The organism is Streptomyces sp. NPDC059743 (assembly GCF_042732975.1).
Classification (GTDB): domain Bacteria; phylum Actinomycetota; class Actinomycetes; order Streptomycetales; family Streptomycetaceae; genus Streptomyces.
Genome location: NZ_JBHWGS010000003.1, coordinates 533,456 through 549,108 on the forward strand (window position 1 = coordinate 533,456; position 15,653 = coordinate 549,108).

15 protein-coding genes and 1 pseudogene are annotated in these 15,653 nt (G+C 67.6%); 9 read left to right on the top strand and 7 right to left on the bottom strand.

Features of this window, described 5'->3' with window-relative positions:
• Window positions 1-10: 10 nt before the first annotated feature.
• Window positions 11-667 (bottom strand): TetR/AcrR family transcriptional regulator, encoded by a 657-nt coding sequence (locus ACFV6H_RS08095; protein WP_385539809.1) that lies wholly within the window; start codon window positions 665-667, stop codon window positions 11-13.
• Window positions 668-870: 203 nt separating this feature from the next.
• On the opposite strand from ACFV6H_RS08095, the gene ACFV6H_RS08100 reads away from it, so the two are divergent.
• Both ACFV6H_RS08100 and ACFV6H_RS08105 read left to right on the top strand, forming a co-directional pair.
• Complete coding sequence (locus ACFV6H_RS08100; protein WP_385539694.1) at window positions 871-1,488, top strand: TetR/AcrR family transcriptional regulator; 618 nt, start codon at window positions 871-873, stop codon at window positions 1,486-1,488.
• Between the two features lie 140 nt (window positions 1,489-1,628).
• The gene (locus ACFV6H_RS08105; RefSeq protein ID WP_385539696.1) at window positions 1,629-2,270 is read left to right on the top strand and encodes an NADPH-dependent F420 reductase; all 642 of its coding nucleotides are present in this window, start codon (window positions 1,629-1,631) and stop codon (window positions 2,268-2,270) included.
• Window positions 2,271-2,362: 92 nt separating this feature from the next.
• Here the strand turns inward: ACFV6H_RS08105 and ACFV6H_RS08110 are convergent, their stop codons facing one another.
• The 4 genes from ACFV6H_RS08110 to ACFV6H_RS08125 form a co-directional block, all read right to left on the bottom strand.
• Window positions 2,363-3,259, bottom strand: a complete 897-nt coding sequence (locus ACFV6H_RS08110; RefSeq protein WP_385539698.1) for an ATP-grasp domain-containing protein — start codon at window positions 3,257-3,259, stop codon at window positions 2,363-2,365.
• Between the two features lie 91 nt (window positions 3,260-3,350).
• Window positions 3,351-3,770, bottom strand: coding sequence for an SRPBCC family protein (locus ACFV6H_RS08115; RefSeq protein ID WP_384975296.1), 420 nt, complete (start codon window positions 3,768-3,770; stop codon window positions 3,351-3,353).
• 62 nt (window positions 3,771-3,832) lie between these two features.
• A complete protein-coding gene (locus ACFV6H_RS08120; RefSeq protein WP_385539701.1) occupies window positions 3,833-4,843 on the bottom strand; it encodes an aldo/keto reductase in 1,011 nt (336 codons plus the stop codon).
• Window positions 4,844-5,087: 244 nt separating this feature from the next.
• A complete protein-coding gene (locus ACFV6H_RS08125) occupies window positions 5,088-6,341 on the bottom strand; it encodes an ROK family protein (RefSeq protein ID WP_384975298.1) in 1,254 nt (417 codons plus the stop codon).
• 203 nt (window positions 6,342-6,544) lie between these two features.
• Between ACFV6H_RS08125 and ACFV6H_RS08130 the strand changes: the two genes are divergently transcribed.
• The 6 genes from ACFV6H_RS08130 (at window position 6,545) to tkt (ending at window position 13,272) form a co-directional block, all read left to right on the top strand.
• Entirely contained in the window at window positions 6,545-7,597 is a 1,053-nt protein-coding gene (locus ACFV6H_RS08130; RefSeq protein WP_385539703.1) for a substrate-binding domain-containing protein, read from the top strand.
• Window positions 7,594-8,607, top strand: a complete 1,014-nt coding sequence (locus ACFV6H_RS08135; RefSeq protein ID WP_385539705.1) for an ABC transporter permease — start codon at window positions 7,594-7,596, stop codon at window positions 8,605-8,607. The genes ACFV6H_RS08130 and ACFV6H_RS08135 overlap by 4 nt, the downstream gene beginning before the upstream one ends.
• The gene (locus ACFV6H_RS08140; protein ID WP_385539708.1) at window positions 8,604-9,467 is read left to right on the top strand and encodes an ATP-binding cassette domain-containing protein; all 864 of its coding nucleotides are present in this window, start codon (window positions 8,604-8,606) and stop codon (window positions 9,465-9,467) included. The genes ACFV6H_RS08135 and ACFV6H_RS08140 overlap by 4 nt, the downstream gene beginning before the upstream one ends.
• Before the next feature lie 107 nt (window positions 9,468-9,574).
• On the top strand, window positions 9,575-10,249 hold the full coding sequence (locus tag ACFV6H_RS08145) for a nucleoside/nucleotide kinase family protein (RefSeq protein WP_385539811.1): 675 nt from the start codon (window positions 9,575-9,577) through the stop codon (window positions 10,247-10,249).
• Window positions 10,246-11,013 carry an SDR family NAD(P)-dependent oxidoreductase gene (locus ACFV6H_RS08150; RefSeq protein ID WP_385539711.1) on the top strand — a complete coding sequence of 256 codons (768 nt, stop codon included), beginning with the start codon at window positions 10,246-10,248 and terminating at the stop codon, window positions 11,011-11,013. Before ACFV6H_RS08145 ends, ACFV6H_RS08150 begins: the two co-directional genes overlap by 4 nt.
• A gap of 117 nt (window positions 11,014-11,130) precedes the next feature.
• Window positions 11,131-13,272, top strand: a complete 2,142-nt coding sequence (gene tkt / locus ACFV6H_RS08155; protein WP_385539713.1) for a transketolase — start codon at window positions 11,131-11,133, stop codon at window positions 13,270-13,272.
• A gap of 110 nt (window positions 13,273-13,382) precedes the next feature.
• On the opposite strand, the pseudogene ACFV6H_RS08160 reads toward tkt, so the two are convergent.
• Together ACFV6H_RS08160 and ACFV6H_RS08165 are read right to left on the bottom strand one after the other, a co-directional pair.
• Window positions 13,383-13,505, bottom strand: a pseudogene (locus tag ACFV6H_RS08160) (4Fe-4S domain-containing protein); the annotation flags it as partial.
• An 18-nt stretch (window positions 13,506-13,523) separates the two neighbouring features.
• Window positions 13,524-14,753, bottom strand: a complete 1,230-nt coding sequence (locus tag ACFV6H_RS08165) for an NAD(P)/FAD-dependent oxidoreductase (protein ID WP_385539715.1) — start codon at window positions 14,751-14,753, stop codon at window positions 13,524-13,526.
• Window positions 14,754-15,179: 426 nt separating this feature from the next.
• Here ACFV6H_RS08165 and ACFV6H_RS08170 point away from each other — a divergent pair, with 426 nt between their 5' ends.
• Window positions 15,180-15,569 (top strand): hypothetical protein, encoded by a 390-nt coding sequence (locus ACFV6H_RS08170; protein ID WP_385539717.1) that lies wholly within the window; start codon window positions 15,180-15,182, stop codon window positions 15,567-15,569.
• The last annotated feature ends 84 nt before the right edge of the window (window positions 15,570-15,653 follow it).

Consider the following 15,653-nt stretch of genomic DNA (forward strand, 5'->3'; position numbering starts at 1 on the left):
GCCACCCGCATCAAGGGCGTGAGACGGGAGCAAGCCACAGCCCCACGAGCGCGTCAATCAGACCCGTCGCGGCATCGCGCCAGCTCGACCGTGGAGTAGGCGTGCCCTGGGCGAGCGCGCGCTCCCGCTCGGCGCACATATGCACCATCAACTGGCGGGCCATGTCGGTGCGTTCAGCGTGCACTTCGGGCGGCAACTCCGGGAGGCACCGGTCGAGCCCATGACGTATCTGCTGGAGCGAGGACGCGCTCAGCGATTCCTGGACCATGATTTCGCGCAGGGCCGGATCGGTCATCACCTGCGCGCCGAACCGCGCGTACCACGTAGGACTGCCCAGCGCGGCCAGATGCTCGGTCACCGGACGCACCAGACACGCCATCCAGTCCCGTACATCCGTGGAACCACCGATCTCGTTCACCATCCGCAGACGCAGCCGCTCTATCGGCTCGGCGTGTCTTCGTGCGATCGCCCGCACGAGATCCGCTTTCGTACCGAAGTGATAGCCGACAGCGGCGTTGTTGCCCTGCCCTGCGGCTTCACTGACTTGGCGGTTGGAAACAGCGAACACACCGTGCTCCGCGAACAGCCGCTCCGCCGTCCCAAGGATCAGCTCCCGCGTCGCGTCGCCGCGCTCCGCCCGTACCACCCTGCCCGACACCGTCACCACCACCGCGCATCCTTCTCGAAGACGACCTTGAGCACACAATCAGTTAACTGCCCTTGCTGAAGTAAAGCAAGCGACTGACTTAACCGACCCTCGCGTGACCACTCTAATCGAAAATTCTATTTTCGAAAACTTGCTTTTCCATCCAGGAGTGCCTACGGTGAGCGTGTCCACCGACCTGCTGAGGTCCCTCTCCGGAAGCACGCATGCCCACTCCACCCGCGCAGCCGCCCTCCCGCCGCAGCCGCCTCTCGCCCGAGCGCGAACGCGAGCTGCTGGAGGTGACGCTGGAACTCCTGGCGGAGCTGGGCTACGACCGCATGACGATGGCCGACGTGGCGAAGCGGACAAAGTGCAGCACGGCCACGCTCTACCGGCAGTGGGAGAACAAACAGCGCCTGGTCATCACCGCGCTCAAGACGGCTCCGCGCCGCACCTTCGTGGAGATCGACACCGGCAGTCTGCGCGGTGACCTGCGCGAGCTGTCCCGTGGTGTGTTCCGGCACGATCCGGTGATGCGTTCCTTCATCGGCATCTGGCACGCGGTCATGCTGGACGACTTACTGATGCAGGCGCTGCGCGAGATCATCATCGAACCGGAACTGAGCGCGCTGCGCCAGGTGTTGCAGCGTTCCGTGGAGAGAGGCGAGATCAGCCCGGACAATCCGGCCCTCGATCTCGTCGGCCAGACGCTGTTCGGCCCTCTGATCATCCAGAACCTGTTCACCGGCGAACGTCCCAACCCTCAGCTCAGCGAGGACATCATCAACGCCGTCCTGCTGCCCGCCCTCACCGCCGGACGTCCCACCGGCGACACGGCCTGACCAAGCGCCGCGCTCACGCCCTTGCCCAACGTCTGGTGCGGTGTGAGGGCGGCTATTGCGGTGTGAGCGCGGCGAAGGCTTCGTCCAGCAGGTCATCGAGGTCGAGACGGCCGTCGGAGGGGGTCCAGTGGTCGACGGCGATGTTCAGGCAGCGCCCGTCCGAGACTCTCTCCGGGCTCGTGGACGAGCTCGGAAAGCAGGCGACGGCCGCCACGCCCGCGGAGGCCGCCGAGGCCGGGGATCTGGTCGTGGCCGCCATCCCGCTGGGCGCGTACGACCAGCTTCCCGCCGCAGCCCTGGCAGGCAGAACCGTCATCGACGCGATGAACTATTACCCGGACCGCGACGGCCGCATCGCGGAGCTGGACGCGGGGACGCTGACCTCCAGCGCGCTGGTGCAGCGGCACCTGGCCGACTCCCTTGTCGTCAAGGCGTTCAACAACATCGCCTACCCACACCTGCTCTCCCTCGCCAGGCCCGTCGGCGCTCCTGACCGCAGCGCCCTGCCGATCGCCGGCGACGACGAGTCCGCCAAGGCGCGGACAGCGCGGCTGCTGGACACCCTCGGCTATGACGTGGTGGACCTCGGCGCTCTCGCCGACAGTTGGCGCAGCGAACTCAACACCCCGGTCTACGTTCAGCCGTACTTCCCGGTGCGGCCCACGGGGATGTCTCAGGAAGAGTCGTACAGCTGGTTCCTGAACACTCCCGGAATCCCGGTGGCCGCGGACCGGGTGAAAGAGCTGGCCGATGCGGCCGTCCGAAACTCCACAGCTGAATAGACAGCCGAACAGACAGACAAACGGGCAGTCGCGACGAACCGGCCCGACATACCTCGCCGCTTCGGAACCACGGTCGGGCCTTCGCGCCGACGCTATGAGCCGACCAGCAACGCGGCGAACTCGCCCCGGTCGCTTACTTGATGCAGATCGCTGACCTGGCCGTCCCCGACCTCGATGACACGCCACACCCCGTCCGCGCGCAGCGCCGCATCCGTTGTGACGAAACGGCACCCAAGACGCCGTACCGCCGAGCCGATGCGATCGAGCTCGGGTACCAACTCGCTCTCGAACGCGCTGTCCGGATGGGGCGTCAGCAGCCGTGGTTCGCCGTCCAGCCACCAGATCCGCGTCTCGGCCCTGACCGACCTGACCGACCTGACCGACCCGGATTCCGCGAACGTCTCGTAGGCCCGGAGGACGACGCCTCCGGCCAGAGACTCCTCCTGCAACTCCACGAAACGCCGCACCACCCGTGCGAGCCCCGCCTCATCGGCGAGATCCGGGATGAAACACGCCTCGTCCCACTCGTGCTTGCGCGACTTGACGTAGTCCTTGACGATCCCCGGGCCGGGCGGCAAGCGCTTGGCGAGCACGGCGAGATCCTCCATGGCCAAGACCTCTCGCGGGCCGGCGGGACGCCATACGCTCGCGGGCGTGACCTCGGCGAATGCCGGATACCAGCCCGGCAATTCATGCGCCGTCCGATACTGCTCCGGCGTGACGAGCAATTCACACCCTCGTCGGCCCAGGGCCTCGGCCAACGCGGCATAACCGTCGCTCGGCACCATCCAGCCCCGATACCAGACGCCGCCCAGCCCGCCGGAAACCCGGGCGACCGCCCGCTCCGCGTCGCCACGCAGCAGTGCGTCATGGTCGATCAGCGCGACCGTCCCACCGCGTGCACGGACCTCCCGCGCTTCCAGCCCGAAGTGCTCGTCCACCCGTCGCGGGTTCAACGGATCACAGCAGTACAGAACGGCAGCCGACATGGCCGACACGCTACGGAACCACTCCGCCGTCGAGCCAGCGGTTTCTCCCCGTCGAACGAAAGATCGGGGGCTGACTGGTCCCCTTGACCGTTCAGCCTGCCACTGCCTTGTCCAAGGCGTTCAGGCCGTCACGGAAGATGCCGGTGAACAGGTCGACCACCTCGGCGTCGCTCACCTTGACGGGAGCGAACCGTCCGCTCCACTCCACCTCGGCCGCGTGCTCGTCGCCGGGCACCGCGTACACCCGCAGGGTCGCGAGATAACCCGTGACGGGGAAGGGCGCTTCGACGATGGAGTAGCTGTAGTGGCGCTCCTGTTCGCTGAAATCCTCCATACGCTCGATGATGACCTGCCCGTCACTGGTGTGCAGTCGGCGGACCCGTCCGCCCTCCAGCGGGGTGCTGTCGGGTATGAAGGGAAGCCAGTCGGGCAGGGCGTGGAAGCCGCCGATGAGCTGCCACACACGCTCGGGGGAGGCCGGGACGACGCGGCTTACCGATGTCGATGCCATGATTGTTTCTCCAGGGCTGGTGACTCTCCGGGGCTTGTGACTCTCCGGGGCTCATGCGCGGCTCAGGCGCCGCCGGGGAGCGGCGCGTGGGGGCTGATCAGTCCCGACTCGCGCAGATCCGCCCAGAAGCCCGCCGGGACCTTCTCCTCCAGCGCGGCGCTGTCCTCGATTATCCGGCTCGGCTTGCTCGCACCGGGAATGGCGGCGGCTGCGACCGGGTGGGCGAGGGAGAACTGCAGAGCGGCGGCCTTGATGCTCATGCCGTACCGGTCGGTCAGCTCCTTGATACGCCGGACCCGGTCGATGATCCCGGGAGGCGCCTGCTGGTATTCAAAGTGGGTCCCGCCCGCGAGAACGCCCGAGCTGTAGGGGCCTCCGACGACCATCTCCACGCCCTGTTCCTGGGCGGCAGGCAGCAGCCGCTGAAGGGCATGCGCGTGGTCCAGCAGTGTGTAGCGGCCGGCCAGCAGGAATCCGTCGGGCCGCGGTTCGTCCAGGGCCAGGGTGAGTTCGATGGGTTCGACCCGGTTGGTTCCGAGGCCCCACGCCTTGATGACGCCCTCGTCACGCAGCCGTGTCAGAGCGCGGAAGGCCCCGGTGCGGGCGGTGTCGAACTGCTGGAGCCAGGCGTCGCCGTGGAAGTCCTGGGCGATGTCGTGCACCGTGACGAAATCCAGCCGGTCGACGCCCAGCCGCTTCAGACTGTCCTCGATCGACTTCATCGTGCCGTCGGCCGTGTAGTCGTAGACGATCTTGTTGGGACGGCCGTGCTCGAACAGCCCGCCCTTCTCGCCGAACTCCCGTGAGCCGGGCTCGACTTCATCGAGGATGAGGCGTCCCACCTTCGAGGAGAGCGCGTACGAATCCCGGGGCTGCCGGGAGAGGAAGGCGCCGAGCCGCATCTCGGCGAGGCCCGCTCCGTAGAACGGGGCCGTGTCGTAGTAGCGGATACCTTGATCCCAAGCGGCCTGAAGCGTCGCGTGGACCTCTTCGTCCGGGATCTTGCGGAACATGTTGCCCAGCGGAGCGCTGCCGAAGCCGAGCCGGCCAGGAAGAAATGTCGAGAGCCGCATGGTGTGTTGACCCTTCAATCAATTTCGCAGGGTAACTATCCCTTTGCCCCTATCTGTCCATCTAAGAAGGCATGCGCCACGCACGCAAACGGGCGTACCGCCTGATCGTGGTGACCAGGCGGTGCGGACGCGGAGTGTGCTCGAAGGCCGGTGTTCACCCTCGTCCGAACTGATCACCGCCACCGCCGATCCGAGACGGATACGCGTAGAACGACGGCATAACAACAGGCCGATGGGCCAAGCGTTACGCGACGGGAGCCGCGAACGGAGAGCCGCCCGCGGCGAGTGTGGCGTCGAGTGTGGCGGGATGCAGGACATGGTCGCGGACGAGATACGCGGCGCCCGCGATACCGGCGCGGTTCTTGTACTTGGTGGGTACGATCCGCAACTGACGCGTGGCAAGCGGCAGCGAGCGCTGGTAGATGACCTCGCGCACGCCCGCCAGCAGATGATCGCCGGTGGTTCCGAGCATGCCGCCGAGAACGATGACATTGGGATTGAGCAGGCTGGTCGCATAGGCCACCGCCTCGCCGAGCACCCGCCCGGCGGCCCTCAGCCTGGCGACCGCCTCGCCGTCCCCGCGCCGGATCTGCGCCACGACATCGCGCGCGTCATGGCTGCCCTGCTGGCGGCTGCGCAGATCGCGGGCGAGGGCCCAGCCTCCGATGAGTGATTCGAGACAGCCCAGGTTCCCGCATCGGCACTGCGGATCGCCGAAGCCGTTGATACGGACATGCCCAATGTCACCGGCCGCACCCTGGGCACCGCGGTTGATGCTGCCGTCGATGACCATTCCGCTGCCGACACCGGTACCGGCCTTGATGTAGAGCAGATGCCGCTGGTCGTGCCAGAACCGTCGGTGTTCGGCGAGAGTGAGCAGATTGACGTCGTTGTCGATCAGGATCGGAACCTGCCAGGTCCGGCTCAGATGCCCGCGGATGTCATAGCCCTCCCAGCCCGACATGATCGACCAGCCGAGCACCCGGCCGGCCTCGTAGTCGACGGGCGCGGGCAGGCCCAGTCCGATGCCCGCCACCGGCTTATGGCTCAGTTCGGCCTCGGCGATCATCTCGCGCACCGTCGCGGTGATCTTGTCGAGCAGGCTGTCCGGGCCCTCTCCGACGGCGAGTGACTCCACGCGGTCGGCGAGGACATGGGTGTTGAGGTCGGTGATCGCGATCCGCGTTCGCTCCTCGCCCACATCGACACTGATCAACAGGCCTGCGGAGTCGTTGAGTTGCAGCGCCCGGGACGGACGGCCGCGCGACGGCACGTGCGTATCGCCCTCCCGGATCAGGTTCGCGGCGAAGAGCGCGTCGAGCCGCTGCCCAACTGTCGACCGGGACAAGCCCGTTACCTGGGCTATCACGGTCCGGGTTCGGGCTTCGCCCGTGGTGATGAGTTCCAGGATCCGCCCGGGTCCCTCGTCGGCCCGCCACAGCGACGGCCCTGCCGCCGTGTTCGTCGTCTCGGTCATCTCGCTCCGCTCTCGGACCATCGGGCAGAGCTTACTGAAGCACGCACTTACGTCGACCAGCAAGCATAAGAGAGATGTTTTTGCTTGACAGCGGTCGAAACAATCCGCAACATCTGCGTTACCCACTCGCCATACCGCTCTTCGAAGTGCATACCACCCTTCTACGTACAAACTCACCCACGCGGCCGGCCTCAGGCGACGGCCTCGCAGCCAGGAGGAACCTCATGAGAAGCATGAGAAGCACCGGTTGGGCTCAGAGTCCGGCACGCACACGCATCACGGCCGCCGCTGTCACCGCCGCCGCCGTCACCTGCGCTCTCACTCTCGCGGGATGCGGCTCGAACAGCGGCGGTGGCGCCGGCGGTTCCGACGGAGCCGTCACGCTCGGGATCGTCGAACTCAACCTGAGCAACCCGTTCTTCGGCACCTTGGAGAAGGCGACCGAGTCCGCCGCCAAGGCGAAGGGCTGGAAGGTCATGAAGGCCGAGGCCAAGACTCCTGGTGACTCGGCGACACAGGTGACCGCAGTCGAGAACATGATCAACAACAAGGTCAAGGCGATCGTCCTCAACCCGGCCAACCCGACCGCGCTCGTGAATGTGGTGAAGAAGGCCAGGGACAAGGGCATTCTCGTGGTGACGGTCAATACGAACCTCACACCGATCGACGCCGCGGACGGCACCTTCGCCACGGACAACGTCGCCGCCGGAAAGCTCATCGGCCAGTGGGCCGCGGCCTCGGCTCCGAGCAGTCCTCGTATAGGAATGCTGGACTTCGACCTGTCCGACGGTGCGGCCGGCGGCCGGCACAACGGCTTTCTCGAAGGCTACGGAATCGACGTCAAGTCCCCGCTCGTGGCAGGCACCGCGCTGACCAAGGGCACCGTCGACACGGGCCAGTCCGCGATGGAGAACCTGCTGTCGGCCCATCCTGACATCAACACCGTCTACACCATCAACGAGCCCACGGCGCACGGCGCGTACACGGCGATCAAGAACAAGGGCCTGGCCGGCAAGGTCAGTCTGGTCTCGGTCGACGGAGCGTGCACCGGTGTCGAGGACGTGAAGGCCGGCATCATCGGTGCCACCGCCATGCAGTTCCCGAGCAGGATGGGCCAGCAGGCCGTCGAAGCCGTCGCCGCCTACCTCAAGGACGGCACCAAGCCCAAGTCCGGGCTGACCGACACGGGCACCGTCCTCATCACCGACAAGCCGGTGGCCGGTGTCGAGTCCCAGACCTCGGCATGGGGCTTGGAGAACTGCTGGGGTACGAAGTGACACAAACCGTACCGCGCGAGGCGGATGCGGCGGCCCTCGAACCGGGAATTGAGCGCACCGGCACCCTCCGTGCCCTCGCGACGCATCAGATCGCCGGGCCGCTCGCGGCCCTGGTCGTCGCGATCATTGTCTTCACCGCCTCGACCAGCACATTCTTCACCACCGACAATCTGTCCCTGATCGCCCAGCAGTCCGTGGTGGTCGGCACGCTGGCGCTCGGACAGACCCTGATCATCCTCACATCGGGCATCGATCTGGCCAACGGCGCGATCATGGTGCTCGGATCCGTGGTCATCGGGCACATGGCCGCCGACGGCAATCCACTGGTCGCTCTGCTGGTGGGGCTGCTGGTCTGCGTGGTGGTCGGCGCGGTCAACGGCGTACTGGTCTCGCTCCTCGATCTGCCGCCGTTCATCGTCACACTCGGCGTTCTGTCGGTCATGACCGCCGCCGCCCGGCTCTACACGGCGTCGGAGAGCTATCCGATCGACTCCGGTCTTCTCACCTCGCTGAACCTCGGCCCGACGGTCGGCGGTGTGACGATCACCTATGGAGTCATGCTGTGGATCGGGCTGACCGCCGTACTGGGCTACGCCCTCACCCAGACCTCGTGGGGTGTACGGGTCTACGCCGTGGGCGACAACCAGAAGGCCGCCGAGCTGTCCGGCATCAAGGTCAAGCGCCTGCTGTTCGGTGTCTATGTGATCGCGGCGGTCATCTACGTATTCGCCGCCTGGCAGGCCCTCGGACGCACACCGACGGCCGACCCGAGCGGCTACTCGACCGCGAACCTCGACAGCATCACGGCCGTCGTCATCGGCGGCACCAGTCTGTTCGGCGGCCGTGGCGGAGTCATCGGTACGTTCATCGGCGCGCTCATCGTGACGGTGCTCCAGAACGGGCTCACCCAGGCCGGTATCGACTCCCTCTACCAGCAGGTCGCCACCGGTGTTCTGGTGGTCATCGCCGTGGGTGTCGACCGTCTCGTACGAAGGAGGCAGTCACGATGACCCCGTCTGAGTCCCAGTCCGGCTCCCTTCCTCCTGTGCTGGAGGCCCGCGGCCTCACCAAGCACTACGCACACGTCGTGGCCATGGACGACTGCGACTTCGATCTGCGGCCCGGCGAGATCCTCGCCGTCATCGGTGACAACGGCGCGGGTAAGTCGACATTGATCAAGTCGCTGACCGGAGCCGTCATCCCGGACGCCGGTACGTTGCGGCTCAACGGAGAGGCCGTTCAGTTCCGCAGCCCGCTCGACGCCCGCAACGCGGGCATCGAGACCGTGTACCAGGAGCTGGGCGTGGCGCCCGCGCTGGACATCTCGCAGAATCTCTACCTCGGCCGGGAGCAGCGCCGGGCCGGGATACTCGGCACCGTGTTCCGGCAGTTGGACAAGGGCGCCATGCGACGTGGCTCGGCCCGGCAAATGGCCGATCTCGGCATCCGTATCCAATCCATCCGGCAGAAGGTCGAGACTCTTTCGGGCGGGCAGCGGCAGGCCGTCGCCGTCGCGCGCGTCGCCGCCTGGGCGACCCGGGTGGTGATCATGGACGAGCCGACGGCCGCGCTGGGCGTCCGCGAAACAAACCAGGTCCTCGATCTCATCCTCCGTGTGCGCGACAACGGCTTGCCCGTTGTCCTCATCAGCCACAACATGCCCAATGTGTTCCAGGTCGCGGACCGGATCCATATCCATCGGCTGGGACGCCGTGTCGCTCTCGTCGAGACGAAATCGACCTCCATGGAAGAAGCCGTCGCCGTGATGACCGGCGCCAAGTCGCCCGACACGCTGGAGCGACTCGATGCCGCCACGCACCAGCCGAACGACGAGACAGAGTCGGCGTCGCTCGCGAAAGAGGAACAGTGAACAACCCCGAAGCCGTCAGCAGTTCCGAGCAGACGCGCGGGACCACAGGTCCTGAACGGACGCACGGGACCATCGGCTCCGAGCAAGCGCCGTCCGGGATCGACGTTGTGGACTTCGACGCGCTGGTCGCGTCGGCCCGAGCGCTGATCACTCCCGGCCGGCGACGCATTCTCGGGATCACGGGCGCGCCCGGTTCCGGCAAGTCCACGCTCGCCGAAACGATCGTGACCGCGCTGGGAGAACAGGCCGTACTCGTCGGGCTCGACGGCTTCCATCTGTCCAACTCCGAGCTGCACCGCCTGGGACGGCACGCCCGCAAGGGCGCCGCCGACACATTCGACGCAGCCGGCTATGTCAATCTCCTGCGCAGACTCCGCGCCCGCGAGGACGAGACCGTCTACACCTCGTTCTTCGACCGGAGCCTGGAGGAGTCCATCTCCTGCGCCGTGCCGGTCCCGCGCGAGGTGCCTCTGATCATCACCGAAGGCAACTACCTGCTGGTCGAGGGATCCGACTGGGGACCGGTACGGACGTTCCTCGACGCATGCTGGTACGTCGACCCGGGCGACGGCGTACGCCTGGAGCGGCTGATCGCCCGGCACATGGCCTTCGGGCGCTCCGCCGAAGAGGCCCGCGAACGCTCGTACGGCTCCGACCAGCGCAACGCACAACTCATCGAAGGAACACGTGCCCGGGCCGACCGGATCGTCCGCGTTCCCACGGTGGAATCCCTGAAATCACTGAAATCACTGCCCGTACCGGCCGAGGAGGAAGTCGCATGAGCGTCCTGGATCTGTTCCGTCTCGACGGCAAGGTCGCCCTCGTCACCGGAGGAAACCGCGGAATCGGCAAGGCCATCGCCACCGCGCTGGCCGAGGCGGGTGCGTCCGTGGCGATCGCCGGCCGGGACGAGGTACGCAACAGGGAAGCCGTGACCGAACTGACCGGTCTCGGTGGCGCCGTGATCTCGACACGGACCGATGTCACCCGGCGCCCGGATCTCATCGCCATGCGCGACCAGGTCACCGAGCGGCTCGGCCCGATCGACATTCTGATCAACAACGCCGGCATCGGTATCCATGGTGAGTCGCTGACCATTGACGACGACGGCTGGGACCGTGTCATGGCCACCAATCTCGACGCGGTCTGGAAGGCCAGTCAGGTGATCGGCGAGTCCATGGTCGAGCGCGGCACGGGTTCGATCGTCAACGTCGGCTCCATGTCCGGAATGATCATCAACCGTCCGCAGTGGCACGCGCCGTACGCCGTCTCCAAGGCGGGAGTTCACCATCTCACCCGGTCGCTCGCCGCCGAGTGGGCGCCCAGGTCGGTACGCGTCAACGCGATCGCGCCCGGTTACACCAAGACCGAGATCTCCGACATCGACCTGCCCGAGTACCGGCACTACTGGATCGACGAAGTGCCCATGCAGCGTTACGCGCAGGCCTCGGAGATCGCACCGGCCGCTCTCTATCTGGCCAGCCAGGCGTCATCGTTCGTCACCGGCGAGGTCCTCGTCATCGACGGCGGCTACACCTTGTGGTGACGCGGACGGGCCGGAGTCCCTGCCCGGCCCCGCATCCATTCCGACCGATCCAACCGGTCCGACCGGTCCAACCGATCCGCCTGATCTGACGGATTCGACTGATCACAAGGAGCGCTCGTGACGAGCACCGATGTTCAGCCTGCCCATTTCATCTGGACCGACGACGACGAGTGGGCCGTCACCACCGCTCGTGTCCTGGCCATGGACGCCGTGGAGGAGGCGGGCCACGGACACCCGGGCACGGCCGTCAGCCTCGCTCCGGCAGCCCATCTCCTCTTCCGGCGCTTCCTACGCCACGATCCCGCCGATCCGTCCTGGGCCGGTCGTGACCGTTTCGTCCTGTCCTGCGGACACTCCAGCCTGACGCTCTACATCCAGCTGTATCTGAACGGCTATCCACTCACGCTGGACGACCTGCGCGCGTACCGGAAGATGGGCAGCCGCACTCCCGCCCATCCCGAGTGGGGCCATACGCCGGGAGTGGAGACCACGACCGGGCCTCTCGGCCAGGGCATCGCGACCGCGGTCGGCATGGCGATGGGAGCCCGTCGCGAACGCGGTCTCCTCGATCCCGACGCACCGGCCGGAGCCAGTCCGTTCGACCACCGGGTCTTCGTCCTCTGCTCCGACGGTGACATGCAGGAGGGCGTCAGCGCCGAAGCCGGTTCCTTCGCGGGCCATCAGCGGCTGGGCAATCTCGTCGTGGTCTACGACGACAACCGCATCTCCATCGAGGGCAGCACCGAACTGGCCACGAGCGAGGATGTGGCGGCCCGTTACGCCGCCTACGGATGGCATGTCCAGCGTGTCGGCCTGTCGGCGAGCGGTGACATCGACATCCCGGCGCTCTCAAGGGCGTTGGAGGAGGCGACCGCCGAGACGGCCCGCCCGTCGATCATCCTGATGCGGAGCATCATCTCCTGGCCCGTCCCCGGTGCACAGAACACTCCGAAGTCCCATGGCTCCGCGCTGGGCGCCGAAGCGGTGCGCGCCGGGAAGGCCGTCCTCGGCGTGGATCCGGATGCCACGTTCGAGGTGTCGGCGGAGGCGTACGGGCGGGCCACCGCGGCGGCGCGCGAAGCCGGATCCTCCGCTCACCGCGCCTGGACCACGGCTTTCCGTACCTGGGAGAGCGCGCACCCGGACGGACGCGAGCTGCTGCGCCGGCTCATGGACAGGCGGGTCCCGGCCGGTTTCGACAGCGCCCGTCCGACGTTCGACGCCGACGCCGGTGTGCCGATGGCCACTCGTAAAGCCTTCGGCGCGGCGCTGAAGGCCGCGGCGAAGGAACTGCCCGAACTGTGGGGCGGATCCGCCGACCTCGGCGACTCCAACAACACCACCGTCGACGCCACTTCGTCGTTCCTGCCGGCCTCCAGCGCGCAGCCCGGCGCCGATCCGGCCGGCCGGACGGTCCACTGGGGCATCCGCGAGCACTTCATGGCCGCGGCCATGAACGGCATCGCGCTCTCCGGTCTCAGCCGTCCCTACGGCGGCACCTTTCTGGTGTTCAGCGATTACATGCGTCCGGCCGTGCGGCTCGCGGCGCTGATGAAGCTGCCGACGCTCTACGTGTGGACGCACGACTCCATCGGTCTCGGCGAGGACGGTCCGACCCACCAGCCGGTCGAACACCTCGCCTCCTTGCGGGCGATCCCGGGCCTCGACGTGGTGCGGCCCGCCGACGCCAACGAAACGGCCGTCACGCTCTGGAAGGTCCTCCGCGAACCGGGCAGGCCCACCGGATTCAGCCTCAGCAGACAGGATCTGACGGTCTTCCCGGACGGCACCGACGGGCACGGCTCGGCCGCCGACGCCGTGTACGGCGGGTACGTACGCTACGAAACGCCGACCCAGGTCTCGTCCACCGGTCCGGCGGATCCCGACGTCGTCATCATCGCCACCGGTTCCGAGGTCCAGATCGCGGTCGCCGCGGCGCGCGATCTCGCCGACGACGGCATCCGGGCACGCGTCGTCTCGATGCCCTGCCGTGAATGGTTCGACGCGCAGGACGCCGCGTACCGCGACCGGATCATCCCGCCGACCGTGCGCCGCCGTATCTCGGTGGAAGCGGGAATCAGCCAGAGCTGGCACGACCTGATCGGCCTCGACGGCCGGTCGATCGGCGTCCAGGACTTCGGAGCCTCGGCCTCGGCCGCCGAACTGTACGACCACTTCGGCATCACGCCCGACGCCGTCGCGTCAACAGCCCGTGAACTGATGGGAGTCCGGCCCGGCCGCCGCCCGGTCTCACCGTAGATACGGCTGCCTGATGAACGCGAACGCAACGCGTACTTCCTAGGACGTAGAAGGCCCGGCGCTCGGGCCGAACCGGTGCTTCATGAACGAGCCGGACCAGGCCATCAGGTCGGCGGGTTCCCGTCCAGCAGGACGACGATGCCGTCCTCGTCGCGCTGGTCGAAGACATCGGCCGCGGCGGCCACGCACTGCCCTGCCGCGACACACTTGTCCTCGTCGACGACAACCTTCATGGGATCTCTCCTGATCGTTCAGTGGGTGGAAGCCTGGGTGGAGGCGGACGCGGAGGTGTGAGTGTGAGTGGAGGTCACGACCAGGCCGTCGACAACCTCCTGCCGACGCAGCCGGGTCTGCTTGGGCATGTTCCAGCCGAGGACACCCGTCACCACGCCGTCGGTGTGAAAACGGGCGACAAAGCGCCGGGCCGACAGATCGCCCTCAACCACCTCGGCCTCGGCGCCGGCCGGCAGGAAACCGTGTACCTGGAGCTTCGCGTCGAACTGGTCGGTCCAGAAGTACGGCACCGGAGCGTACGGCCTGTCCTCGCCGCAGATGGTTCCGGCGACCGCCAAGGCCTGCTCGGTGGCGTTCGTCCGGTTCTCCAGGCGGATCAGACGGTCGAGTCCCTCATGATGCCAGCGGGCCACGTCACCGACCGCGTAGATCCCTTCCGCCGCCCGGCACCGGGCATCGCACACCACGCCGTTGTCGAGCCGGAGGCCGCTGTCCGCCAGCCACTCCGTCGCCGGGGACGCGCCGATCGCGACCACCACCGCGTCGGCCGGCAGTGTCTCGCCCGTGCCCAGCCGTACACCGGCCACCCGGCCGCCGCCGTCGCCCTCCAGCCCCACAACGCCCTCGCCCAGCCGGAGCCGTACGCCGCGCTCGCGGTGCAGGTCCGCGAGCAGTCCCGAGACGAGTGGTCCGACCTGGAGCGCCATCGGCGCCGCCAGCGGTCCGGCCAAGGTCACGTCCAGGCCCAGCGTCCGCGCGGTGGCCGCGATCTCGGAGCCGAGGACGCCCTCGCCCACGACCACCAGCCGGGAACTCGCCAGCAGGTCCGCGCGCAGGGCCAGTGCGTGGTCGAGCGTACGCAGCACATGCACACCGGTCAGATCTTCCTGTCCGGGCAGCGCCCGTGCCCGTACGCCCGTGGCGATCACGACCGCGTCCGCCCGCAGGACACGTCCGGACTCCGTACGTACGGTCCGGGCGGCCGTGTCGAGCTCGACCGCCGGGTCGCCGAGCACGAACTCGGCGTCCAGGCCGGACAGAACGTCCTGCGTCCGCAGCGCGGCCCGGGCCGGCTCCCAGGCGCCGGAAAGGACCTGCTTGGACAGCGGAGGCCGGTCGTACGGAGCGTGCGGTTCGTCGCCGAGCACCGTGATCGCGCCCTCGTATCCCTTGCGCCGCAGTGCTTCCACGGTGGCCAGCCCGGACGCGGAAGCGCCCACGACCAGCACACTCGCCGGGGCCGTCATGAGGACACCTCGTGGGGCCCGGTCGTACTGGTGGTGTCGTCCTCGGTCCTCATGCGCGACTCCATATGCGCGACTCCATTGTGTTCGCTCCTTGTCTGCCCAGTCCGGGCGCCGCCGACGCTCCGCGCCTGAACGCGAAGACCACCGGGACGGCAGGGCCGGATCCACTACTCGCCCGGTGCGCCCGCTCCACTCCCGGCCGACGGGCGGCAATGTCTTCGGTCTCACCCGAGGCCTCGCGCAGGCCTTCCCCGGCCGGGTGCGCGACACACCGATCAGCGAGAGCGCCGGTGTCGGGTGCGTACGGGATCCGGGCGTTATGGCGGGGCATCAGTCCCTCCCTCACCCGTTCGGCGGTCTCTCATACCCGTATCGCCTTCGACGCACGGTAGCGTTCGCGTCACTGTGCGAAGTCATGCGGGATGTTTGCGTGAGCACGGCAGATGGGTGGTCGCCCTGCTGCTGGCGGCTCTGGCTGCCCTGTTGATCAGTGTCTGCGACAGCGGTGGTCATCACCGGCTGCTCGATTCCCGTCCCGACCGCCCGGTCCTCTCGGACATCTCGGCCGTCTCGGATGTCTTGGCCTCGGAGCCTTCGTCGGGGTACGCCGATCCGGATCCTTCCTGCGCTCCAGAGGTCGAACACCATCTCGCCGCCCAGGTGGATCAACGCCGGCCGCTCCAGGAACTTCCCGCAGCGGTCGGTGACCGTCCGGCAGTGACCGAATCGTCCCTGCGCACCGGTACGCCGAGGCGCGGGCCTCCCGCCATGGGAGGGCGTGAGGTGCTGAGTCAGGGATGTGTGTCCAGGACGTGATCGCGCCTGGCTGCTCCGGTGTACGGCGATGTGCTGTGTGACCGACGAGCAGCCTGACGGCCTCGATCGCTCCTCTCCCGGGGG